Source organism: Bacillus sp. DB-2, assembly GCF_003315125.1.
Lineage (GTDB): Bacteria > Bacillota > Bacilli > Bacillales > Bacillaceae_G > Bacillus_A > Bacillus_A mycoides.
Window position 1 is genome coordinate 22,077 of the sequence record NZ_QNRN01000015.1, and the last position, 24,808, is coordinate 46,884.

Consider the following 24,808-nt stretch of genomic DNA (forward strand, 5'->3'; position numbering starts at 1 on the left):
CTTTGGAACAAGGGAGTTAGCTCGGCTGTCTTAAGACAAATTCGTTAGCTATCAAAAGTAGCGATGAACCGAGAAGCCCCCACTTCGGGGTAAGCTCGTAAGAGATACTAAGTGGTAGGTAGTTCACCATAGTCAAGGAACGTTTTTGCTTTTCAAGAATATATATAATGAGGAGGAAATAATTGTGAGAATCGCAATTTCTGGTGGTACTGGCTTTATCGGTACATACCTTTCTACTTTTTTTATTCAAAAAGGATATAATGTTTCCATTCTTACTCGAAACGAAACTACTGAAACTTCCCACCCTAACCTTCGGTATGTACAATGGACACCAGATTTACAAACCTTTCCCCTCTCTTCTATTGATGTAGTTATTAATCTAGCTGGAGAGTCTATTAATAGTAGATGGACAAAGAAACAAAAGGACTCCATTTTAAACAGTCGAATTCAAACAACAAAAGGGCTCATTAAACAATTGCAGACACTTGGTACAAAACCAAATACATTTATTAACGCGAGTGCTATTGGATACTATGGAACGTCTGAAACTGAGTCATTTACAGAACAGCATGAGATTCCTGGAAGTGAATTTTTAGCAAATACAGTATATTCATGGGAACAAGAAGCATCTAAAGCACGTTCTCTTGGAATACGAACAATCTACGCAAGACTTGGAGTTGTATTAGGCGCAGACGGAGGAGCTCTTCCAAAAATGCTACTCCCTTATCAATTCTATATCGGAGGTACAATCGGATCTGGAAACCAATGGTTATCATGGATTCATATAGACGATGTAGTTCGCCTAATTGATTTCATCATACACAAAGAAGAAATTGATGGACCTCTTAACATTACAGCTCCCCTACCTATAAGAATGAAGGAATTTGGCGAAACCATTGCAACTATAATGAAAAAACCTCATTGGTTACCTGTCCCTTCATTTATGCTTCACACTTTATTAGGTGAGATGAGTATACTCGTACTAGAAGGACAACATGTATTACCTAGTAAAGCCATTGAACATGGGTATCAATACACATTTCCGGCAATAGACCATGCATTACAAAATATACTTTCGCATACAATATAGTACTTCTAAAACACAGTTTTACAGGGGCCCCTTTCAAAACTTTCATTTTCTAGCATCCGGAGCATTATTACACAAATAACCTTTCAGTTACTTTCCCTTAAATTCCATTAACCTTGTAAAGTAACAGAAATGAGGTATCTATGAAAATATTGCTCAAACAAGCCATTGTATATCCTATTACATCCCAAAAGTTTCAAGGAGATGTACTCGTTATAGGAGAACGCATTGCCGCGGTCAAACCTCATATTGATACTACTCAGGATATGACCGTTATAGATGCACGAGCTCTTCATCTCTTGCCTGGATTTATTGATGTTCATACTCACCTTGGCCTCTACGATGAAGGTACTGGTTGGGCTGGTAATGATGCAAATGAAACATCCGAAGTTTCAACACCACATATCCGTTCTTTAGACGGGATCCATCCTTTTGATATTGCATTTCAAGACGCTGTACAAAATGGTGTTACGACTGTTCACGTGATGCCTGGAAGCCAAAACATTATCGGCGGTACTACTTGTGTAATAAAAACTGCTGGAACTTGTATTGATCATATGATTATTCAGGAACCTGCTGGTTTAAAAATTGCCTTTGGAGAAAATCCTAAAAAGTTCCATAGCAACGGCACAAAAGAATCAATAACACGTATGGGAATTATGGGTTTACTTCGTGAATCATTCTACGACGCACAACACTACGGGCATGAAGCTGATTTTCGAATGCTACCTATTTTAAAAGCACTCCGCCGAGAAATACCGGTACGTATCCACGCTCACCGCGCAGATGATATCACTTCAGCTTTACGCTTTGCGACAGAATTCAATCTTGATTTACGTATTGAACATTGTACAGAAGGACACTTTATTGTTGAAGAGCTTTCGAAACACAATTTAAAAGTTTCAGTTGGACCTACTCTTACACGACGTTCGAAAATCGAATTAAAAAACAAAACGTGGGATACTTATCATATTTTATCGAAAAATGGAGTAGAAGTTTCTATTACAACCGACCACCCTTATACACCAATTCAATATTTAAATGTTTGCGCTGCTATTGCAGTAAGAGAAGGATTAGATGAGAAAACAGCGTTGGAAGGAATCACTATTTTCCCAGCTCGAAATTTACGTTTGGAGGATAGAATTGGAAGCATTGAAGTTGGAAAAGATGCTGACCTCGTGTTATGGACACATCATCCTTTCCATTATTTAGCCAAGCCTGTACTCACTATGATTGACGGAAAAATAATTTACAAAAAAAATAAAAAAAACTAGTTTATTTTTTTGACTAGATACAGTATTATACGATTATAAACTGAATGAAACCATAATCAATTTGTGTCGTGATTATCATTTTCAAATTGATGAATGGGGAAGGCAAATGGTGCGCCACCAGCGTTAGAAACTGGTTCTAGTGGGTTCGATTCCCACCCCGAAATTTTTTAAAGATTGATATAAAAATTTCGAGGGTGGGTGCTTTTTCGTCATGCTACCCTCGTGTGAGGAGGAGTTAGTGTGTTGAAAAAACGCGACTTACACGACAGCCACGTTCTATACGAATTAATGGTGGATCCTGCTGTCTTCCCTTTTGTGCGTCAAAAGGCCTATTCTTATGAAGAATATTTATTTTTAACGAAACAAACAATCGAAGCCGAAGAGCGTGGAGAATTAATCTCACGCACAATTTTAGATGAATGGGGTAACCCCATCGGCACAATTACTTTATTTGATGTGCAAGAAAAAGCTGGATTCCTCGGAACTTGGCTTGGCAAACCATATCATGGTAAAGGATATAATAAATTGGCGAAAGATTCATTTTTTAGCGAACTTTTCTATGAATTAGATATTGAAACGATTTTTATGCGTATTCGTAAAATAAATATTCGGTCTATTAAAGCTGCCGAAAAACTACAATATGTAAATCTAGCAAACGAAACAAGAAAAGCCGTTTATGATGAAATTAACGCGCATGAAGAAGTATATAATTTATATGAAATTCCAAAAGATCAGTATACACTTGCAACAATGCGCGATACAACATTCCAAGAAGCACACCAATTAAAAGAGGCGTAATCTAAAAATTCAGAAATGATAATTAATCATTGCTAGTTTGACATATATGTATATCACCCCATGTCTTTGGAAACGATAGATAGTGACTTTAGGACACGAGGTGATTTGTAATGGATAAAAAGAAACGTGATAAAGCAAAAAACACATTATCTAGTACACAAGAAGTTCTCTATCAGCGAGAATTTCGAAAAGCAGATCGTGCAGCGGGCTATCGCTCAAAAAGTATTTAAAGTGAAACTGAATAATTAGAAGGTTTCCACCCTAATTATTCAGTTTCATTACATAAGATTTTCCAATGAATTAGCAAAAAAGGTTCCTTATTTATAAGGAACCTTTTTTGTGGACAACCTTATCCACAAAAACCGTAGAATTGTGCATAAATTACAAAAGTATTTTACGAATTCATTTATTTAAATGAATTCTAAACGTGAGAATTGTGGATAATTTTCTAAAAATTGTGGACTATGTGGATATAGTTGTTAATATTTCGACTTTACTGTCTAATAGAAGCGCAATCCTTTGTGGATAAAGTGCAACTTTAATCAGTGGGCGTTTTGTTTATCCCCACTGATTATTAGCCCTCACCAATCGGGCTTTTACGGGCAGCCCGACCCCAACCTAACTTCTTTGCTTTCACTGAATTTTGAGGTAGGGGCCTTACTGCCCACAAATAGCGGGATAAGTTAATAATTCACGTTTATTTTTTTTACAACAATAAAAAAACCCTCTTTAAATGCTTAAAAGAGGGTTTCATATTAAGTAAAAGATTCGGCAAGAACTGGTGATTTAATAGGTATATGATTCGGCTCTGCATGATTTTCTGCCAAAATTGTATCCACAATATGACCAGCTGGCTCAGGACGATAAATACTTTTCATTGCTTCTTTCATCTGAAGAAGCTTCATATCATCTTGTAATAACGCCTCTGTTTTTGCAAAAACTTCACTATCATCACGAATTACAACTGCAGCTCCTTTTTTTTCAAAATACAACGCATTTTCATTCTCTTGTCCTGGGACAGGTTTATATAAAATGACAGGTACTTGTAATGCTGCTGCTTCGCTTAATGTAATACCACCTGGCTTCGTAATCATACAAGAAGTAACACGGAACAATTCATCAATGTTTTCAACATAACCAAATACTTTTAAAGCATCAGAACTTTGTTCCTGTAGTTCCATTAAATCCTGCTTTAAAGCTTCGTTTTTCCCACAAACGACAACTACTTGTAAGTTTGGTACTGACATAAATGACTGGCATAGCTCTTTTACACTCCCTAGCACACCATGAGCACCTGCTACAATTAGTAACATCTTTTTATCCTTACATAACTGATATTTATTATATATAATTGCTGGATTTATCTTTAGCTCAAAACTGCTACGAATCGGAATCCCTGTTTCAACAATTTGTTCTGCAGGTACACCGATATCAACCATCACTTTTTTCACATGATCGGTTGCTACAAAATAACGATCTACTTCTCGATGGATCCATATTTTATGCACGCAAAAATCCGTTAATACGTTATAAACAGGAATAGAAATACCTATTTGCTTTTTCAATTCTGGTACAGCGATGATTGGAAAGGTATTAATAACAATATCCGGTTTCTCCACCTGTAATAGCGTCTTCAAACGCTTTCTCCCAAAATTCGCATACCAAGATGCTATTTTTTTATCGTAAATTTTCTCTACACCATAATAAAACAAACGATATAATTCTTTTCCTACCGTATAGCTTTTTAAATATAAATATTTTGTAATATCGGTTATAACTGGATGTGATTCTCCAAACAAGTCGCATACAATTACATCTTCGATTCCTTTTTGGCGAAATGTTTGTTCTAATGTTTTTGCCACTTGCACATGACCGTTACCGTAATGTGCAGTTAATATTAAAACCTTGGGGTTTTTTATCAAACAAATCCACTCCTAGCTTTTTGTTTCTCCATATTGCATATACGACAATAGGAAAAACATTTTCCTTAAAAACTACATACTCGGATTCTAATACTTTCCTGTTAGCTATGTATCTGTCGTGGATATGCAAAGCATATAAGATTGACCCCTTAATCCTATCTGTGCTCATATCTTTACATTATACTTTCCTATAAGAGCTTTCGCAATAACTTACAAATGTTCTATATTCCATAATACTCACTCTTTTACTTCTTAATTCTTTTTACTATTTTGATTTCCCTTTACAATTATGTAAATTTCTCCGCTTATTCTTTACAAAAATATGGATATTCCCTTTTCAGTATACTCTTTTCTAAATATATACTCTAGATTTTATTATGAAGAAACAAAAAGCCTAACCAAATGTTTAGGTTAGACTGCTTGTAAAATATGTTTTGCATGTTCAACATTTTCTTCTGTCGGTGGATTCACATCCGCAAGTGGATACTTATGTCCAAGTGCCTCCCATTTATAAACACCGAGCTTATGATATGGCAGCACTTCCACTTTCTTAACATTAGATAGACTTTGAATAAAGTTTGATAATTTTTGCAAATCCTCTTCACCATCGGTAACACCGGGAACCAATACATGTCTTACCCAAATTGGTTTCTTTCTATCCGATAAATAACGAGCAAATTGTAAAATGTGTTCATTTGGTTTCCCTGTTAATTTACGATGTTTCTTTGAATCAATATGCTTCAAATCCAATAAAACTAAATCTGTATACTCCATTAAAATATCTAGCTTATTTTGGAATTCTGGTTCTTCAGAATAACAACCGCCAGAAGAATCGATTGTTGTATGGATACCAGCTTCTTTGCACTTTTTAAACAACTGGGTTAAGAAGTCTAGCTGTAATAGTGGCTCTCCACCGCTAACTGTTATACCGCCTCCAGAAGCTTCAATAAATGGAAGGTAACATGTCACATCCTGCATCACTTCTTCAACTGTTATTTCTTTACCTTTACCGATTTCCCATGTATCAGCATTATGACAATATTGACAACGTAATAAACACCCTTGTGTAAATATGACATAACGAATCCCTGGGCCATCAACAGTACCACAAGACTCTACAGAATGTATTCTTCCTTTTACCATGTTACTTCCTCCTTTATTGAAACAGCCTCCCTCCGCTATATATTAAAAGCGGAGGGACACTTTTTTCACTTACATGCTTTCATGCATTGTACGGTTTATTACATCAATTTGTTGTTCACGAGTTAATTTAATAAAGTTAACAGCGTAACCAGATACACGAATTGTTAATTGTGGATATTTTTCAGGATGCTCCATTGCATCCATTAATGTTTCACGGTTAAATACGTTAATATTTAAGTGGTGTCCTTCTTTTATTGCATATCCATCAAGCATAGATACTAAGTTGCGTACTTGTACATCATCTTCTTTACCAAGTGCTTTTGGAATAATAGAGAATGTATTTGAAATACCATCTTGTGCATCTTCATATGGTAATTTAGCTACAGATAATAATGATGCTAATGCACCTTTTGTATCACGGCCATGCATTGGGTTTGCGCCCGGTGCAAATGGTTCTCCAGTACGACGTCCATCTGGAGTGTTACCAGTTTTCTTACCGTATACAACGTTAGATGTGATTGTTAAGATTGACATTGTATGAACAGAATTACGGTATGTTTTATGTTTGCGAAGCTTGTTCATAAATGTTTTCACAAGATTTACTGCAATTTCATCTACACGATCATCATTGTTACCGTATTTAGGGAAATCTCCCTCAATTTCGAAATCAACTGCAATACCATTTTCATCACGAATTGGTTTTACTTGTGCATATTTAATTGCACTTAAAGAATCTGCTACTACAGATAATCCAGCGATACCTGTTGCCATTGTACGAAGAACATTTGTATCATGAAGTGCCATTTCAATACGTTCATAGCTATATTTATCGTGCATATAGTGAATTACATTTAATGTATTTAAGTATAGACCAGCTAACCATTCCATTGTCATATCGAATTTACGCATAACTTCTTCATAATCTAATACTTCAGAAGTAATTGGTGCGTATTCAGGACCAACTTGTGCTTTTGACTTTTCATCTTTACCACCGTTAACCGCATATAGTAATGCTTTCGCTAAGTTTGCACGTGCTCCGAAGAACTGCATTTGTTTACCGATTCTCATTGCTGATACACAACAAGCAATACCGTAGTCATCACCGTAGTCAGGACGCATAATGTCATCATTTTCGTATTGAATTGCCGATGTTTTAATAGACATTTTCGCACAGTAGTTTTTAAAGTTCTCTGGTAATTGTTTAGACCAAAGAACTGTTAAGTTTGGTTCTGGAGCTGGTCCTAAATTATCTAATGTATGCAAGAAACGGAATGAGTTTTTTGTTACTAACGGACGACCATCTAACGCCATACCACCGATAGATTCAGTTACCCAAGTTGGATCTCCAGAGAATAGTTCATTGTAATCAGGTGTTCTTGCAAATTTCACAAGACGTAATTTCATAATGAAGTGATCCACAATTTCTTGTGCTGCTTCTTCTGTTAAAGTACCATTTGCTAAATCTCTTTCAATGTAAACATCTAAGAATGTAGAGGTACGTCCAAGGCTCATTGCTGCCCCGTTTTGCTCTTTAATTGCTGCAAGATAAGCAAAGTATAACCATTGGAAAGCCTCTTGTGCATTTGTAGCTGGCTTAGAAATATCGAATCCATGAGAAGCAGCCATCTGTTTTAACTCTTGAAGTGCACGCATTTGCTCAGATAATTCTTCGCGTAAACGCATTGTATCTTCGCTCATTACACCACCAGTTAAATTATAATCAGCTTTTTTCGCTTCAATTAAATGATCTATACCATATAGCGCTACGCGGCGATAGTCACCGATAATACGTCCACGTCCATATGCATCTGGAAGACCGGTAATAACACCTGATTTACGAGCCGCTTTCATTTCTGGTGTGTATGCATCAAATACACCTTGATTATGAGTTTTACGCCAGTCTCTGAAAATACTGCTAAGTTCTTTATCCATTTCATATCCATACGCTTCACACGCTTGTTCCGCCATACGAATACCACCATATGGTTGTAAAGAACGTTTAAATGGTTTATCAGTTTGGAAACCGACCACTTTTTCAATATCTTTATTTAAATATCCTGGCTCATGTGATGTAATAGAAGAAACAATTTTTGTATCCATATCAAGAACGCCACCGTTTTCACGTTCCTTTGTTGTTAAATCCATTACTTGATCCCAAAGTTTTTTCGTTTCTTCAGTTGCTTCCGCTAAGAAAGAGTCTTCTCCCTCGTAAACGTTTACATTATTTAAAATGAAATCGCGAACATCAATCTCTGCTTTCCATTTTTCACCTTTAAAGTTTTCCCACGCGTTTTTTACATTTTCTAATACTTGAGTCATCCTAATCTCCTCCATTTTTGATTAGTACAGGACTACGTTTTTTTATATAACAGCTTACACACTTAGAATACTACTTTTTTTCGAAAGTGAACGAAATAGTTGTGACATGTTTGTGAAACATTGAGCAAACCACTGTATACATAGTGTTAACTTCATATAAAACTCTTTAGAATTAACCCTTTCTTTAATTGTATTTTTTTGGTATTCTTATATACGAGTCCTATTTTGTAATATAAGAACGATACCCATTGTAGATCTGTAATACTCTTATCTCCTAATCTGTTATAGTTTTTATAACAGAGCAAAAAAGTGTACATACGTTGTACACTTTTTTTGTTACTACTCTAAAACATCTCTTTTTCTATTCCCATCATAGAATCCACCACGACTACCTTCCAATACAATTAATTGCTCTAACCCTTCTATATGATCACCTATAATTCGAAGGACAGCTGGAGGATGACCTATTTTTGCAAAATGTTCACTGGGACGAATACGGTTCATCTTATCGACCTCAACACGACTTACACATGCGATTTCGAATCCTGAAAGAATAGCTTTCACTTGCGCTACGCAAGGTGACAGTAAAGATCTATACCCAATTGCTTGCAAACATGTACGGCTAAACGCATTAGGTACAGCAATAAGAGAGCCTACTCCTAAATCTTTTCTATCACAAGCTAAATTTAATGCATATTTAAATGCTGTTACAAGATGAAGTGGTACTCTCAAATCTAAATAATGATTTAAATCATTTAATGCGACATCCGTTCCATCTGCAATAGCTTTTGCAAAGGGATATAGCTCACTAGCTGGAATAACAAAATCACCGTCTATAAATAAAACAATTTCTCCTTTTGCAAAATAAGTTCCAAGCGAACGCCCCACATCGTTTCCAAGTGCTTCTTTATACACAATTGTTGTTGCTCCCTTGTCTTTTGCAATTGTTGCCGTTTTATCGGACGAACCATTTACAACAACGATGATTTCAAAAGGTTCAATTTTGCGAAGCTCTTCTATAACGTTTCCAATTGTTTTCTCTTCATTTTGCACAGGAATAATTACCGATAATTGCTCTCCTTTATACAAATTAGATGTAACGCCCCATCCTTGATAAAAATCTTCAAAATTTAGAGTATGATAGACACTCTCTCTTTTCCTATTTCCATCATAATATCCTCCGCGCCCATCGCTGCCTAATATCCGCTCTGCTACAGCTTCTATATGATCACCTATCATTCGTTTTTCAGATTGAGAAAGATCCGTGCCATATGCAGCATGCTCGAATGGACGAAATTTATTTGGCGTAATAACGTCAATTGCACAATGACGACTAATTCTCCATTTACTTTGTGCTAGGCGTAGATGAGCCACAATAGGATTAACAAAACATTCGTCTCCAATACTTTGCACAACTTCCTTCGTCAGCGCATGAGGTACAGATAATAAAGAATCAATTTTTAATTCTTCACGCTCTAACATTGCATTTAATATTTGGCGCCATACTGTCACGGAGTGCGGTTTTTGTTTCTTTAAAAATAATGCGTCCAAATTATTTAAAACGATGTCCGCCTGATCATGTAAAATCGGATTAAGGAATAATTGTAATTTTGAAGTTTGAATAGCAAAATCTCCATCTACAAACAGTAATACATCACCTATCGCATGTTTTGCACCAACTGCGCGTCCAACGTCGTTACCAAGTGACTCTTTATGCTGGATTACTGTACATCCTAAGCTCTCAGCAATCGCTTCTGTACCATCATTACAACCATTTGCTACTACAATAATCTCTACTGGATTCAATGGTTTTACCGATTGAACCACATCTGAAATCGTATCCACTTCATTACATACGGGAATAATAACTGATAACGACTTAGCCATTGTTTTCTTCACGAAACCATTTAATAGTTTCTTTCAATCCTTGTTCCCACGTTACTTTCGCTTGAAACTGAACAAGTTCTCTTAATTTCGTTACGTCTGGTCTTCTATTTGGAATCTCTTCAAATCCATGTGGATATACTTCCTCAAATGGAACGTGCACAATTTTGGAAATAGACTTCGTTAATTTTTTTATATCTTCCGCTACTACCCTTATATTTTTTTCATTCTCAGAACCTATATTAATAATTTCACCATTTACCTTCTCATCCATTGCACGAATTGTTGCCTCGACCGCATCACTTACATACGTAAAGCAGCGTGTCTGCTTTCCATCTCCATACACGAGAATATCGTCACCTTGCAAAGCCGCACGAATAAATCGTGGAATTACTCCTGCGTACGGACCATCTTTCGCTCTTGGACCATAAATATTAAAATACCGAACAATCGTTACAGGTAAACCTTCTAATGTGTACCCTAAACATAATGTTTCCTCTAACGTTTTACAAATTGCATAACTCCAACGTATTTTGGAAGTTGCACCGTATAAACGATCTCCTTCTTCAGAGAATGGTGGCTCTCCCTTTCCATATACTTCAGAAGTAGATGCAAATACTACTTTCTTCTTCCCTTTTAACGCTGCTTGTAAAATATTTCTCGTTCCATCGAAATTTGTTTCAATAAGCTCTACACTTTTTTCCATTGTAGTTTTGACTCCCAAAATTGCCGCTAAATGAAACACCACATCATGTTGATTCACTAATTCATAAATTGAATTTTTATCTAAAACGCTTATTGGAATAACCCGGAGCTCTTTCATTAACTCATTATGATATTTATTTTTTCCTTTATAGAAGTTATCCACAATAGTAACTTCATAACCTCTTTTCACCAACTCTTCAGCTAAATGCGAACCAATAAATCCTGCTCCACCTGTAATCAAACATTTTTCACTCATACACTCACCTTCTTTACGATTCCACGTGTATCTATTAATCGCTCAATCCCTTTAAAAAGATTCCAATCGATACTAGAGTGATCCGTTACAATTAAAATACAATCTGCTTGTTTAATTCTTTGTTCATCTAATGGAACAGATTGATATAGTGTATCTCCAATTTTCGCTGTAGAAATATACGGATCATGATATTCTATCTTGTATCCTTCTTTTATTAATAATTGAATAATTGGCAACGCCGGTGATTCTCTCAAATCATTTACGTCTTTCTTATATGCAATCCCTACTATTAAAACCGTTGCGGGTGATTGCACCATGTCTTTTACTTTCCGGACTATTTTCTCTGGCATTTCTTCATTAATTACATGTGCCGCCTCAATTAATCGGCTAATTGCTCCATTCTTTTTTATTCTCCATTGAAAATATAAAGGGTCTACCGGTATACAATGTCCCCCTATTCCTGGTCCTGGCCAATACGGAGTAAATCCAAATGGTTTTGTAGATGCTGCTTCAAGTGCCTCATAAAAATTAATATTCAAACTTTCACAAAGTATATTTAGCTCATTTACTAATGAAATATTAACTAAGCGCTGAATATTTTCAAATAGCTTACACATCTCGGCTACTTTCGGGGAGCTAACTGGAACGATTACATCAAATATAGTGCTATACAAATCCTGTACTTTTTGTTTACACTGCTCGGTTTGTCCACTAATAACTTTTGGAATTGTTTCGACTGAATACTGGCTATTCGCTGGGTCAATTCGCTCTGGTGAATAGCCAATATAATAATCTTCTCCTACCTTTTTACCTGTTTGAGAAATAATCGGAATGATAACTTCCTCCAGTGTACCTGGATATGTGGAGCTTTCAAAAATGAAGGTTTGTCCTTTTTGAAGGTTTTGTTGTATATAATGGGAGGCTGAAATGAGGGCACTTAAATCTGGTTCTTTCTGCTCATTAATTGGGGTTGGCACGGTCACAATAACATAATCGCTACGCTTAAAATCCGCAACACCTTTATCTGGTGTATTCACTATTAATCTTCTTTCGTTTATTAAGCCTTGTAATACTTTAGAAGAAACATCAGGAATATAACTTTCTCCTTTAATTATTGATTCTATCTTCCTAGTATCTTTATCTAATCCCAGTACAGCATGTCCTCTTTCTGCAAAAAGGACCGCTAAAGGAAGGCCAACATATCCTAATCCAATAATGGTTACTTTACTACTAGCATTCATCTATATTCTCTTCTTCCCTTCTCAATTGTAGTATTATATCTCTATCCCTTTCTCCGTCTGTAAAACTCCCGCGCCCATTCGTATGTTGTAATAAATAAGCAATCGCCTCAAGCTGATCACCGAAAATACGATCGAATGCAGGAATTCGTCCATTTACAAACCCATGCTGCTCTGGACGTACTCGATTTGTTTTTATAACATCTACGAATTCCACTGTTGTAATAGAACATTCTTCTAAAATAGCTTTCATTTGAGCTAGTGGTGGAATGATAAGAGAATCATATCCAATTTTCTCTATTACCTTTTTATGCATAGCATGTGGCACTGCCGTCAATGAGTTGTTCCATAAATCTGGTCGTTTCGCTACCAAATTCACGAAATATTTACCCATACTAATTGGATCTGCCGGGTGAAACATATCTAACAAACATTGCAAATCATTTAACGCCACATCATTTCCGTCTTCAATAGCATGCAAAAATGGAATTAGCTTTTTTGCCGGAATAACAAAATCGCCATCAACAAATAAACAAATATCTGCCGTAGCATGCATAGCCCCTATCGCTCGTGCTACATTATGTCCAAGTGCCTTCGCGAATTCAACTACAATAACATTCTCTAGCTTTGCTTGTTTAATTGTCTCGGCATCTGCTCCATTCGCAACAACTATAATTTCATCTACACCTGCTTTTTTCACTTCCTGTATGACAGATCTTATAGTCATTTTTTCTTCTGATACGGGTATAATAGCACTGTATTTCGCTTTTTCCTTTTGTAATAAAACTGGCTTATACTTCCCTATAAACTCTCTATCCCTGTTTCCCTCCGAAAAACCACCACGTTTACCATATGTTTCGATTACGTATTGCAAAGCACGTAAATGATCACCCATAATGCGACTAGTCGCTTTCGGATAAGGAGAACCAGGTGATGTACCAGTATGCACAGGACGAACTTTATTTGTATGAATTACATCAACCGAAGCCATATCGACAATATCTACTCCTCTAGACATCGCCATCGCTTGAAATAGTGCTGGATCTGCTAAGTTCCACCACCCAAGCTTCTGAATAACTTCCCTACTCATCGCATGTGGAATTGCGATTAAAGAACCAACAACAAGCTCTTTTTTATTCAAATAACGATTCAACATACATTTTCCAACTGTTGTATAATGTGGTCTCATCTTTAAATACACAGACCATGTTAAATTATTCACAACGATTTGATGACCCTGCTGAATTCCTTTCACGAAACGTTGTAGCTCTACATTATCAATGACAATATCACCATCTAAAAATAATACGATGTCACCTTTTGCTTCCCTAGCTCCAATTGCCCGTCCAACATCATTGCCAAGAGAATGCTTATAATAAATCACGTGGCAATGATGTTGTAATGCTATTTCTTTCGTCCCATCTGTTGATCCGTTATCCACTACGATAATTTCATATGGCTTCAGCTTCTTCACTTCTACTAAAACTTGAGATAAAGTACTTGCTTCATTATGTGCTGGAATAACAACTGATATTCTCATACTTGTATCACTCTTACCCTTCCAAGCGAACATAAGAAATAATAGGAATACGCACAAGTACATCTTCAGGTGGTCCATAAGAAGGAGCTGTACGAACACTTACTGCCCCGTCCGTCACAGATAAAAGAATGCCTGCAACAATTTCTACAGCTGTCACAACTTGCACTAATTCACCAACATGGTTACGCAATTCATCAGTAAATAACATATATAAGTCTCCTTTCTTACGCTTCTTTCATTGATATAATACTTGTAAATGGTAATAAAACTTCTGTTCCTATTCCTTCTTGCAGCGTTAAGAAATCGTCACCAACGGCTACAATAACACCTGTTAACTGTCCAACTGTCACAGTAATTTCTACGTTTTTACCTAAATATTGCTTTGCAATTTCTTTAAATGGTGATGTATTGCATTCTTTTAAAATGTTACAAATAATAGATTGAAATTGACTTGATTCTATAAACTCTTCCGTAGCTTGCTTAGAATTTCTTTGAATAAACTTTGCAAAGTTTTGCGAAAATAAAAGTCGTTCCACAGCAGGCAGTAACTTGTCATCTAAAAAATAGCCTAATTGTCTATTAAACAGTCTGGATAATTTATGCCAATATTTTCTGAACAGACACATATGCTTCTCCTCCTATTATTTTTAAAGTATAAAAATTTACATCCATACATCTTAATCTATACAAAGCAGGCTTTTTTTGTGATAGGTAAGACATACATTTTCTAAAAGAAATAATTGTTTCAGAGCATAAAAAAAGATAGATGGTTTCCCATCTATCTTTATATATATATTAATTTTCAATTGTCACAATGGCAGCTACGCCGTAATACACAAAATTCGTTTCGCATTGCGTGCATGATGCTAATGTATACTCATAAACCTCCCATTTTCCATTTATTTCATTATCGAACCGCACATATATTTCCTCAATACAAAAAAGACTATCCAAAAGGATAGCCTCTTACACTTCAATATTCCGCAACATCGTATAAATGTCGTTATTCACTTTACCAAATGATTTAATGTTATTTTGAATGTTAGATAATAAAACCACATATACACTACCATTTTTACTAAAACCATTTAAGCAATTCCAACCTGGCATTACACCGTGATTTGAATAGCTTCCTGGATCTACATACCAGCCAAATCCATAATCCTTTTTCACGGCTGTAAACATTTGATTATAACTCTCTTTTGAAATTAATTTTCCAGAAAAGAGTGCTTCATTAAATAAATATAAATCATGCGCGCTCGTATATATATCACCACAACCATATAGTTGTGACATGCTCGGAATATTAGGTGTTGTCATATTGTTATTCACTATTTTATAACCCGTTGATGGGAATCTTGTTTGTTCCAACGCTGTACCGAAACCAGAATGTTTCATACCCGCAGTCGCAAAAATATGTTGTTTTATATATTCTTCGAGTGACTGTCCACTTACCTTCTCAGCAATGTAGGCAAGTATAGAGTAGTTCGAATCTGAATACTTCCATTTCTCTCCTGGAGCCCCAATACGCTTTTGGTTTCCTATTCGCTTTATCAATTCCTCATGAGAAATATCATCTTTTCCCTGCTCGTATTCTGGAATCCCTGATGTATGTGTTAATAAATGTTTTAGCTGAATGTTATTACCTTGAGGAAAATCCGGAATATACTTCGCTACCGTATCCTCTACTTGTAATTTATTTTGATCTTTCAATTGCATAATAGCAGTCGATACAAACGCCTTCGAAATAGAGCCAATATAAAAAGTTGTTTCTGAATTATTCGGTACTTGCTTCTCTTTATTAGCCATGCCGTATCCTTTATTCACAAGAACTTTCCCATTCTTCACAATAACAGCTGTCCCACTAAATCCCATGCTCTGTAAATATTGATCCAATTGAGCGTTTTCATTAATTTCTTGAGGCGGTCCCTCAGCAGGTTTCTCTATAACTTGCGCCTGTTTTATCTGTTCTTCCTGTTCTTTTTGTTTTCTTTGTTTTTCAGCTTCTTGCCTTTTCACTTCTTCTATCTTTTTTATCTCTTCTTGCTTCTTCATTTCTGCTGCTGCTTTTAAAGTTTCCTCTTTTTTATTATGCGCAACAATTTTTGTATACATGAAATATACAAGTGAAAGTAGTAGGACGAGAATGATTGTTCTTTTTATGTATACAATCGGACGACGTACTTTCCCATTAACAGTATTTTTTTCCTGATCCATGATTACCTTTTTCCCCTTATTTACCGATAATTTAATTCATCTACACAAGACTTTCTCCAAATCATTTCAATAGATTATAGACATTCCATTCTATGTCATCCCTACTTTATCACGCGCTGAACATATTACCAACCTATATGTATAAAAAAGAAAAAGAAAATTTACAAAAGTAAGATTCCCTTTAAAATTTCAACATAATAAAAGAGGATATCCTGTAAAAGACTGGTGTTATCAATCTTTTTGGATATCCTCTTATCTAACTATTTATACGTGTTTTTTCATATCATCGGCAACAGATTCAACATTTGTACCTACGATAACTTGTACACTTGTGTTACTTAATTTCATAACGCCTTTTGCACCTGCGCGTTTTAATGCCGCTTCGTTTACTTGACTAGCATCTTTCACTTGTAAGCGTAGACGTGTTGCACAGTTATCAATAACTGTTAAGTTGTCTTTTCCGCCTAAAGCCGCTACGTAAGTTTCACCAATTGAACCTGCAACTGGTGCATCACCATCTTCAACTAACTCATCGTCATCTTCACGACCTGGAGTTTTCAAGTTGAACTTCTTAATTAAGAAGTAGAATACCGCAAAGTAAATTGCTGCATAAATTAAACCGATACCTGCTAATAATACAGGTTTTGTTGCAATACCAAAGTTGATAACATAATCAATAGCACCAGCACTAAATGTGAAACCATCATGAATGCCAAGTGACGTTGTTATGAATAAAGAAAATCCTGTTAATACTGCATGCACACCATATAATACTGGTGATAAGAACATGAATGAGAATTCGATTGGCTCTGTAATACCAGTTAAGAATGAAGTTAATGCTAGACCACCTAACATACCTGTAACCATTTTACGTTTTTCTGGTTTCGCAGCCGCAATCATTGCGAAACATGCTGCTGGTAAACCGAACATCATAACTGGGAAGAAACCAGTCATAAACATACCTGCTGATGGATCTTTTGCAAAGAAACGAGCGATATCACCATGAACAATATCACCAGCTGCATTTGTAAAGTCACCAAGTACGAACCAGAAGTATGTGTTCATTACGTGGTGTAAACCGATTGGAATTAATAAACGGTTTAATAATCCGAATAACCCTGCACCGATTGAACCTAAGTTTACGATACCATGTGATACTGCATCAATACCAGTTTGGATTGTTGGCCAAATTTGACCGAATACTAATCCTAAAAGAAGCATTACAACAGACGTAATGATTGGTACGAAACGTTTTCCAGCGAAGAATCCTAACCATTCTGGTAGTTTAATCTTATGGAATTTGTTGTATAGTAATCCAGCGATAACCCCAGCAATAATACCACCGAGTATGGCCATATTTATTTTTGGCGTCAACGCTGCTGCTTTTGAAATTTTATTCATTGTATCCGCTAATTTTGTTGGATCTACTGAACCGACTAAATCTTGAACACTTTTTAATTTATCGTTTAGTTCTGTTGTTGAGTAAGTAACACTTAAAGCATTAGTTGTATTCTTCATAACTAAATAACCAATTGCACCTGCAAGACCAGCTGCACCACTACCGTCAACAGATAAACCGATTGCAACACCGATTGCAAAAATAAGTGCTAAATTATCAAAAATTGCTGCACCGGCCTGTGCCATAACAGGAATGTTTAGTACGTCTTCTTGTCCTAGACGAAGCAATAATCCTGCTGCTGGTAGCACTGCGATTGGAAGCATTAACGCTTTACCAATACGTTGTAAAAACTGCAACATTTTAATTCCCCCTAATTCAATTTATGAAATCGTTATCATTATAAGTACGCTTTAGAAAACGCTTTCTATTACATAACCATAATAACATATAGTTGTATAGATGTGTAGTTTTTATTTCTGAACTTTTTATGGATAAATCTCCTATTTCCAAACTGTTATATAAAAGGGAAATTTTCCTTTTATAACACGGAATAATCGAAACTGAAGACTCACTATAGAACATTCAATTTTCGTTTTATCATTCCACTTTTTCATGTTATTATTTATTTCCGAGCATATCGGGAAAAGTAAACTTAGTTAATTCGAAATAGGAGCGTTGGTACTATGCAGTGCATTGAAACAAACAACTTACAGCAGTTGTTAGAACAAGTAAAACCATATACGAAAAAAGGAAAACTTGCTACTTATATCCCCGAACTAGGAAATGCAAATCCAGATGATCTAGGGATTGCTATTTTTCATAAAGAAACAGAATATATCCATGCTGGTAACTCACAAACACTATTTACTCTTCAAAGTATTTCTAAAGTAATTACACTTGCTCTTGCCCTTTTAGACCGTGGTGAAGAATATGTATTTTCTAAAGTTGGAATGGAACCAACTGGTGACCCATTTAATTCTATTATTAAGCTTGAAACGACAAGTTCTTCCAAACCTCTTAATCCAATGATTAATGCGGGTGCATTAGCTATTACAAGTATGCTAGCTGGTAATGATAACGAGGAGAAGATGGAACGCATTCTTCAATTTGTGCGTGATATAACAGACAATCCTACTATTAGTTATTCTTCTAAAGTTGCCACTTCTGAATTAGAAACAGCTTACTTAAACCGTTCACTTTGTTACTATATGAAACAAAATGGCATCATCGATAACGATATTGAAGAACTTATGGATTTATATACGCGTCAATGTGCAATTGAGGTTAACTGTATCGACCTAGCACGTATTGGTCTAATCTTTGCAATGGATGGATATGATCCTTATAAAAAGAAACAGATCATCCCTAAACATATTACGAAAATTTGTAAAACATTTATGGTTACTTGCGGGATGTATAATGAATCTGGTGAATTTGCAATTCGTGTTGGAATCCCTGCAAAAAGTGGTGTAGCGGGCGGGATTTTCGGCTGCGTAAAAGGCGAAATGGGCATCGGTATTTTCGGACCAGCTTTAGATGCAAACGGAAATAGTATCGCTGGTTTTAAAATTCTTGAATTACTTTCTGCCCAAGAAGGTTGGAGTATGTTTTAATTTAGAAGTTATCCTGCTATATTGGCAGGATTTTTTATTTCACAAAAATCCGTTCTACTAGGCATCAACACACTTCAAAAAACAGTAATAAAAGTTCTCTTTATTATGCATATTTGCTCCCCCCTCCTGAATAATATAGTACAACCTAGCGCTGTATGTGGAGGTGTAAAAGATGAAACTCATATTTCAAATGGAGAAACAACCTGTTCTCGAAAAAACAATTCTTCTTTTCATATTGAGTATTGTAGAAAGTTTGAAACTAAAAGTTGTTTCACTCGATGAAGCTCACCGATACATATTCAATTTAGAAGTGCTTGAACTATTAATGGATCGGAACATCGATGATCAAGTACTAGAACTTATTCATTTCGGAATGGGACTTGAAGACATTTACCATGTACTTCCCGAAGAACTTGAGCATAGTATCGAAGAACTGAAATGGCTTTGTATTCAAGTTTTAAGTGAGTACAGTATGCATGATGATGAATGTGCACAACTAATTGAAGATATACGCTAAAAAGCACCTATGCAGGTGCTTTTACTTTTTTAAACCTTTTTACACACAAAGATTTGTATAATACTTACAATCTTTCATTACCGTGAAAAGATTTCACGTCGATATATGCAATTTCTTAGTGTATTTCCAAGGAAATACTCGAATACTGTTTTCCCTATCATTCTTACAACAATTGATCAATTCCAATAAGAATTAATAACACACCTGCAATTATAGTTGCCCATTTCCCTAAGTATTCAGCTAAAAATCTTTTACCAACATACGTAAAACCACTAATACAAATAAAACTAAAAACTCCAGAAATACATGCCGTAAGCCAAAGATTTAAATTTGTTACTCCAGCATCAAATCCACCTGCAATATTGTTTATGGACAATGCAACTCCTAAAACAATTGCTTCAGAAAAACTAATTGTTTTAGAACCATCAAAATCTGCTTTTTCTGGATCACGTAAAACCCCCATAAGTACACTACTATCTTTAGATTCTACGGTATCTTTTTGACTCAAGAAAGGCTGACATAAAATAAACACCCCGATTATTCCTAAAACGATTGCTCCAATAATGTTTGCTGTGAACTCTGAAATAAATAATGCGATCCAATTCCCAAAAAATCCAGCTAGTAAAGTAAATAAAAATCCAAAAAATGCGATGATAAAATTGTTAAGCCACGAAATTCGAATTTTACGAATGCCATATGCAATCCCAACACCTGCATTATCTAAATTAGACGCAATCCCGATTAAAAAAATTGAAAATAAACCTGCCGTACTCATCATGCAGTCACCCCTTTTCTCACTTTTCATTGCATATTATGAAAATGTTGAGCAACTGTGCCTGTCTGTTTCATATACTTGTAATAAATGCTCAACATTTTTTCAACGATAGACAATAGAAAAGGAGTGCCTACATTATGCCCAATGAAAATCCAAATGAGCGGCTCGGTAAATTAATAAAGAAACTGTTAAAGGAGCGCGCTCTATCTATGCGCCAACTAGGAACACTTACAAATATTGATCCTGCAACAATTTCAAGAATAATTAATGGCAAACAACAACCGAAGCAAAACCATTTACAAAAATTCGCAAACTGTCTACAAGTTCCACCGCAATTATTACTTGATGAAATGTACCCTGACTCTCCACACATAAATAAGGAAAAAGCAGATATGTACACATCTCTCGATACAATTCAGCAAACATTACAATCCTCTAACCTATTCGACTTCGAATACACAACAACTCGTGTGAAACAAGAACTTGAAAATTACGAGCGCTATGCTCAAACTACTGAAGGCGAAAAACGTATTCACGAGAGTTTCAAAAGTAAAATAGAACAAATTGATAGTGCTGGTCCTTTCATTGAGCAATTAACAAATATGTACCAACAATTTTGTACAGAAACCATTTCAACCGAAGAGCGTGCAATTATTGGGGGTGCCTTACTATATTTCATTTTATCAACAGATATTATCCCCGATTATCTTTTTCCAATCGGCTATTTAGATGATGCGATTGCCGTTGAATTAGCTAAAGAGAAATTAATTGAAATAAAACGAAAAACATAGAAAAATAAAGAACTATTTCAGTTGTTTATGTTCAACTCTGAAATAGTTCACTAAAAAAGCGTACAAGTACATACCTGTACAATTTCAATATACTAATCTATTTTTTTGTATGACACCATTCATATATGAACGCTGTTATTACTTTTGTAAATTCAATTAACTGCTCAACTTCAACTTTCTCATTTATTGAATGAGCTTCTTCTAATGTACCTGGTCCGTAAATAACAGCTGGAATGTTAAACTCACTAAACCATCCGCCATCAGTTACCGTTGCTGACATATTTAAAATTGTATTTTTAGATAAAATAGATTCATGTACTGAACTTAGCGTTTTTACAGCAACATGTTCGCTATCTACTTCTAAAGAAGGAAAAATTTCGCCACGATCCACAATCATTGATTCTCCGCCCCACTTAAATTGTGGTGGGTTCTCGCTTAACCATGGATCTGCTGCTGCCACTTTTCCTAAATACTCTTCTATTTCTTCTATTATTTGTTCATGCGTTTCATTTGGATAAAAGTGAACCGTAACCCACAATCGGCACTCATCCGCAATAAATGCCGCATGACGTCCTCCTTCAATAACAGCTGGATTAATTGTTGTTGTTCCAGATGGATAGCCTTCATATGTTTTCATGACTGCCCAATGACGCTCTAATTCTTGTAAGCTTTGGACAATCTTCATCATTTTCTCAATCGCACTTGCGCCAAACAAACGGCCTCCAGCATGAATCATTTGTCTACGTGTTGCATCATGAAACGTTTGCGGGCTTTTCACTGTAATCCATCCAGTAATTACGCCTCCCTGCCCTTGCATATGTAAATTACTTGTATCAACTACTACTGCAAAATCAGCATCATAACCACGCTTACAACATTGAAGTGTCCCTGCTTCCCCTACTTCTTCGCCAATTACCGATTGAAAAATTAAATCTCCAGGTAATTCAATCCCCACTTCTTCTAAAAGCTGAATAGCAAATAAGGCTCCAGCTAGTCCACCTTTCATATCTGCCGCGCCTCTCCCAACTAACCAACCATCTTTTATAAACGGCTCAAACGGCTTTGTTTCCCACGGTTCGTCCTTTGATACTTCTGCAACATCTATATGTCCATTAATAATGAGACTTTTATGTGACTCACTTGCTATCCCTTTTTTCACTCCAACAACATTCGGATCATTCGGATATACATCCCACTTATCAATACTAAAATTTCGTTTTTTTAGAAACTCTGCCACAAATTCTTGCGCCTCATTTGTATTTCTTGCTGGTGGTGCTGGTGTTTCAAAGCGAATTAAAGCTTTTGTAAGTTCTAGTAGCTCGTCTTTTCGTAAATCAATCTGTTTTAATAGCTGTGAAACTTCTTGATTCATTGCTAATTCCCCTTTGCATACGTAGTATGTTTCCAGCTTTATTTTTACAAAAAAAGAGACTGTTTACAATTCTACAGTCTCTAAATTCCTTGTTATTATAAATTAAATTTCAACTATAAACTTTCTAATTCTGTTGTATTCATCTTTTCGATATGTTCTATTTTACTTTTCTTACTTCTTGTAGCACGGTAAAACAGTAAACAAACGATCATAAATGGAATACCACAATATAATGCCATTCTTTGTTCTGGAATAAAAGCCATAGCTACAATTACTGTTAAATTTAATACTAAAGCAAGAATTGGAACAAATGGATACAGTGGTGTTTTAAATTTCAAATCCTTAATAGCTCCCCCTTGCTTCACGTATTTCCTTCTAGCTAATAGGTTAGATAAAGCAATAGATGCCCAAACTAATATCGCTCCAAACCCAGCAATAGAAAGAAGCCATAAATAAACTGTATCTTCCGCATAAATACCTGATAGTAATGAGAGACACCCTACAAACGTACTTACAATCAATGCATAAATAGGAACACCGTTTTTAGATAACTTACCAAAAATCGGGCTAATCATTCCTTGATTAGACATAGACCATAGCATACGGGAAGTTGCATATAATCCTGAATTCGCAACTGATAGTACCGCTGTAATAATAACGAAATTTATAATATCAGCCGCATAAGGAATACCAATTTTATCAAATACAACTACGAATGGACTTTCTATAACTCCTGCTTGCTGCCAAGGAAATAGTCCCGCAAGAATAAAAATAGATAGTACAAAGAAAATAAGTATGCGCCAAACTGTATTATTAATTGCCTTCGGGATAGTTTTCTCTGGATTTTCACTCTCACCAGCTGCAATACCAACTAGTTCTGTTCCTTGGAAGGAAAAATTAACTGCAATCATCGTAATTAAAATGGCTGATAATCCATTTGGGAACAATCCACCATAATCAGTAAAGCTAGAAAACATCGGCGCTGGTTCATTTCCTTTCATATCTAGAAAACCAAACATTGCTGCCCCGCCCAAAATAATAAATGCAATGATTGTAATTACTTTAATACTTGCAAACCAGAATTCAACTTCCGCAAAACTTCTTGAAGATAATGCATTAATAGCAAAGAGCAACACTGCGAACACTACACACCAAATCCATGACGGTACATCAGGAAACCATCGTTTCATCAAAATACTAACTGCAATTAGTTCAATGCCTATCGTAGCCGTCCAGTTTAGCCACGACATCCATCCCACTACATAACCCGCTGCAGGTGAAATATGTTTTGTAGCATATGTTTGATACGATCCTGCATCCGGCATCGCGACTGCTAACTCCCCAAGACAGAGCATCGTTAAATACATAACAAATCCACCGACAAGATACGCTACAATCGCTCCTCCAGGTCCAGCTTCATGAATTGTATAACTGGATCCTAAAAAAAGCCCAGTACCAATAACCCCTCCGAGTGCAATCATAAATATGTGCCGACTTTTCAATTCCCTTTTTAATCCCTGGTTTTGATCCATCATATAAATCCCCCCTTTTCACTTAGTAAACCCTTTTAATGTAAGCGTTTTTAAAACCCTTCATAGTAAAAATAATTATTAAAAAGTGCAAAATACATATTACTACTATTAATCACTACCTGTTATTAAAAGGTCATCCCTCACTGTTATTAATAATTTTTGATCAGCGATAGCTTGTCCTTCTACCACTTCTAATGATTCAATATAACCACTGATTCCCACTTTAATTTCTACTTTCTGTTTATCTATCGTTTCAATTAACGCTAATTTTTCCCACTCATATACGTAAGAACTTTCAGTAACAAATAATTTCTCTACTTTCCCGTAACAAGGACTATACACGCCTTCTATAACCGTCTTCACTTTATAAACTCCCCCTTTTATTAATTGGCACTGAAACGTTGCATAACCTATAAAGATTCATAA

23 protein-coding genes are annotated in these 24,808 nt (G+C 35.7%); 7 read left to right on the forward strand and 16 right to left on the reverse strand.

What is annotated here, in order from left to right; genetic code table 11:
* Window positions 1-184: 184 nt before the first annotated feature.
* The 4 genes from DET63_RS23005 (at window position 185) to DET63_RS23020 (ending at window position 3,389) form a co-directional block, all read left to right on the forward strand.
* A complete protein-coding gene (locus tag DET63_RS23005; protein WP_113937956.1) occupies window positions 185-1,090 on the forward strand; it encodes a TIGR01777 family oxidoreductase in 906 nt (301 codons plus the stop codon).
* 140 nt (window positions 1,091-1,230) lie between these two features.
* The gene (locus DET63_RS23010) at window positions 1,231-2,361 is read left to right on the forward strand and encodes an amidohydrolase (RefSeq protein ID WP_113937957.1); all 1,131 of its coding nucleotides are present in this window, start codon (window positions 1,231-1,233) and stop codon (window positions 2,359-2,361) included.
* Between the two features lie 240 nt (window positions 2,362-2,601).
* On the forward strand, window positions 2,602-3,159 hold the full coding sequence (locus tag DET63_RS23015) for a GNAT family N-acetyltransferase (RefSeq protein WP_002091129.1): 558 nt from the start codon (window positions 2,602-2,604) through the stop codon (window positions 3,157-3,159).
* 110 nt (window positions 3,160-3,269) lie between these two features.
* On the forward strand, window positions 3,270-3,389 hold the full coding sequence (locus DET63_RS23020) for a YfhE family protein (RefSeq protein WP_000358484.1): 120 nt from the start codon (window positions 3,270-3,272) through the stop codon (window positions 3,387-3,389).
* A gap of 525 nt (window positions 3,390-3,914) precedes the next feature.
* Here the strand turns inward: DET63_RS23020 and DET63_RS23025 are convergent.
* From DET63_RS23025 to nagE, 12 genes are all read right to left on the reverse strand, one after another.
* Window positions 3,915-5,081 carry a diglucosyl diacylglycerol synthase gene (locus DET63_RS23025; protein WP_002139554.1) on the reverse strand — a complete coding sequence of 389 codons (1,167 nt, stop codon included), beginning with the start codon at window positions 5,079-5,081 and terminating at the stop codon, window positions 3,915-3,917.
* Between the two features lie 411 nt (window positions 5,082-5,492).
* Complete coding sequence (pflA, locus tag DET63_RS23030) at window positions 5,493-6,224, reverse strand: pyruvate formate-lyase-activating protein (RefSeq protein ID WP_002010313.1); 732 nt, start codon at window positions 6,222-6,224, stop codon at window positions 5,493-5,495.
* 69 nt (window positions 6,225-6,293) lie between these two features.
* Window positions 6,294-8,543 (reverse strand): formate C-acetyltransferase, encoded by a 2,250-nt coding sequence (gene pflB, locus DET63_RS23035; RefSeq protein WP_113937958.1) that lies wholly within the window; start codon window positions 8,541-8,543, stop codon window positions 6,294-6,296.
* A 339-nt stretch (window positions 8,544-8,882) separates the two neighbouring features.
* Window positions 8,883-10,430: a glycosyltransferase family 2 protein gene (locus tag DET63_RS23040; RefSeq protein WP_113937959.1), complete on the reverse strand. Its 1,548-nt coding sequence runs from the start codon at window positions 10,428-10,430 to the stop codon at window positions 8,883-8,885.
* Window positions 10,423-11,388 carry an NAD-dependent epimerase/dehydratase family protein gene (locus DET63_RS23045; protein WP_113937960.1) on the reverse strand — a complete coding sequence of 322 codons (966 nt, stop codon included), beginning with the start codon at window positions 11,386-11,388 and terminating at the stop codon, window positions 10,423-10,425. Before DET63_RS23045 ends, DET63_RS23040 begins: the two co-directional genes overlap by 8 nt.
* Window positions 11,385-12,629, reverse strand: coding sequence for a nucleotide sugar dehydrogenase (locus DET63_RS23050; protein WP_113937961.1), 1,245 nt, complete (start codon window positions 12,627-12,629; stop codon window positions 11,385-11,387). Before DET63_RS23050 ends, DET63_RS23045 begins: the two co-directional genes overlap by 4 nt.
* Complete coding sequence (locus DET63_RS23055; RefSeq protein ID WP_113937962.1) at window positions 12,619-14,166, reverse strand: glycosyltransferase family 2 protein; 1,548 nt, start codon at window positions 14,164-14,166, stop codon at window positions 12,619-12,621. The genes DET63_RS23050 and DET63_RS23055 overlap by 11 nt, the downstream gene beginning before the upstream one ends.
* A 13-nt stretch (window positions 14,167-14,179) precedes the next feature.
* The gene (locus DET63_RS23060; protein ID WP_002091140.1) at window positions 14,180-14,374 is read right to left on the reverse strand and encodes an LSm family protein; all 195 of its coding nucleotides are present in this window, start codon (window positions 14,372-14,374) and stop codon (window positions 14,180-14,182) included.
* Window positions 14,375-14,390: 16 nt separating this feature from the next.
* Window positions 14,391-14,792: an LSm family protein gene (locus DET63_RS23065; RefSeq protein WP_033715617.1), complete on the reverse strand. Its 402-nt coding sequence runs from the start codon at window positions 14,790-14,792 to the stop codon at window positions 14,391-14,393.
* A 169-nt stretch (window positions 14,793-14,961) separates the two neighbouring features.
* The gene (locus DET63_RS30385) at window positions 14,962-15,120 is read right to left on the reverse strand and encodes a hypothetical protein (protein WP_162617014.1); all 159 of its coding nucleotides are present in this window, start codon (window positions 15,118-15,120) and stop codon (window positions 14,962-14,964) included.
* Between the two features lie 12 nt (window positions 15,121-15,132).
* The gene (locus DET63_RS23070; protein WP_113937963.1) at window positions 15,133-16,383 is read right to left on the reverse strand and encodes a serine hydrolase domain-containing protein; all 1,251 of its coding nucleotides are present in this window, start codon (window positions 16,381-16,383) and stop codon (window positions 15,133-15,135) included.
* Window positions 16,384-16,647: 264 nt separating this feature from the next.
* Complete coding sequence (nagE, locus tag DET63_RS23075) at window positions 16,648-18,141, reverse strand: N-acetylglucosamine-specific PTS transporter subunit IIBC (RefSeq protein ID WP_002139540.1); 1,494 nt, start codon at window positions 18,139-18,141, stop codon at window positions 16,648-16,650.
* A gap of 324 nt (window positions 18,142-18,465) precedes the next feature.
* Here nagE and glsA point away from each other — a divergent pair, with 324 nt between their 5' ends.
* Window positions 18,466-19,395: a glutaminase A gene (gene glsA, locus DET63_RS23085; RefSeq protein WP_002151698.1), complete on the forward strand. Its 930-nt coding sequence runs from the start codon at window positions 18,466-18,468 to the stop codon at window positions 19,393-19,395.
* 172 nt (window positions 19,396-19,567) lie between these two features.
* Window positions 19,568-19,912 carry a DUF3969 family protein gene (locus DET63_RS23090; protein WP_002091149.1) on the forward strand — a complete coding sequence of 115 codons (345 nt, stop codon included), beginning with the start codon at window positions 19,568-19,570 and terminating at the stop codon, window positions 19,910-19,912.
* A 163-nt stretch (window positions 19,913-20,075) separates the two neighbouring features.
* Here the strand turns inward: DET63_RS23090 and ytaF are convergent, their stop codons facing one another.
* Window positions 20,076-20,687, reverse strand: a complete 612-nt coding sequence (ytaF, locus tag DET63_RS23095) for a sporulation membrane protein YtaF (RefSeq protein ID WP_002091150.1) — start codon at window positions 20,685-20,687, stop codon at window positions 20,076-20,078.
* Between the two features lie 137 nt (window positions 20,688-20,824).
* Between ytaF and DET63_RS23100 the strand changes: the two genes are divergently transcribed.
* Window positions 20,825-21,478, forward strand: coding sequence for a helix-turn-helix domain-containing protein (locus tag DET63_RS23100; protein ID WP_002091151.1), 654 nt, complete (start codon window positions 20,825-20,827; stop codon window positions 21,476-21,478).
* A gap of 97 nt (window positions 21,479-21,575) precedes the next feature.
* Here DET63_RS23100 and DET63_RS23105 read toward each other — a convergent pair whose 3' ends face one another.
* From DET63_RS23105 to DET63_RS23115, 3 genes are all read right to left on the reverse strand, one after another.
* Entirely contained in the window at window positions 21,576-22,850 is a 1,275-nt protein-coding gene (locus DET63_RS23105; RefSeq protein WP_113937965.1) for an acetylornithine deacetylase, read from the reverse strand.
* 113 nt (window positions 22,851-22,963) lie between these two features.
* Window positions 22,964-24,385: an amino acid permease gene (locus DET63_RS23110; RefSeq protein WP_113937966.1), complete on the reverse strand. Its 1,422-nt coding sequence runs from the start codon at window positions 24,383-24,385 to the stop codon at window positions 22,964-22,966.
* 105 nt (window positions 24,386-24,490) lie between these two features.
* A complete protein-coding gene (locus DET63_RS23115; RefSeq protein WP_000859494.1) occupies window positions 24,491-24,745 on the reverse strand; it encodes a biotin/lipoyl attachment domain-containing protein in 255 nt (84 codons plus the stop codon).
* Window positions 24,746-24,808 lie beyond the last annotated feature (63 nt).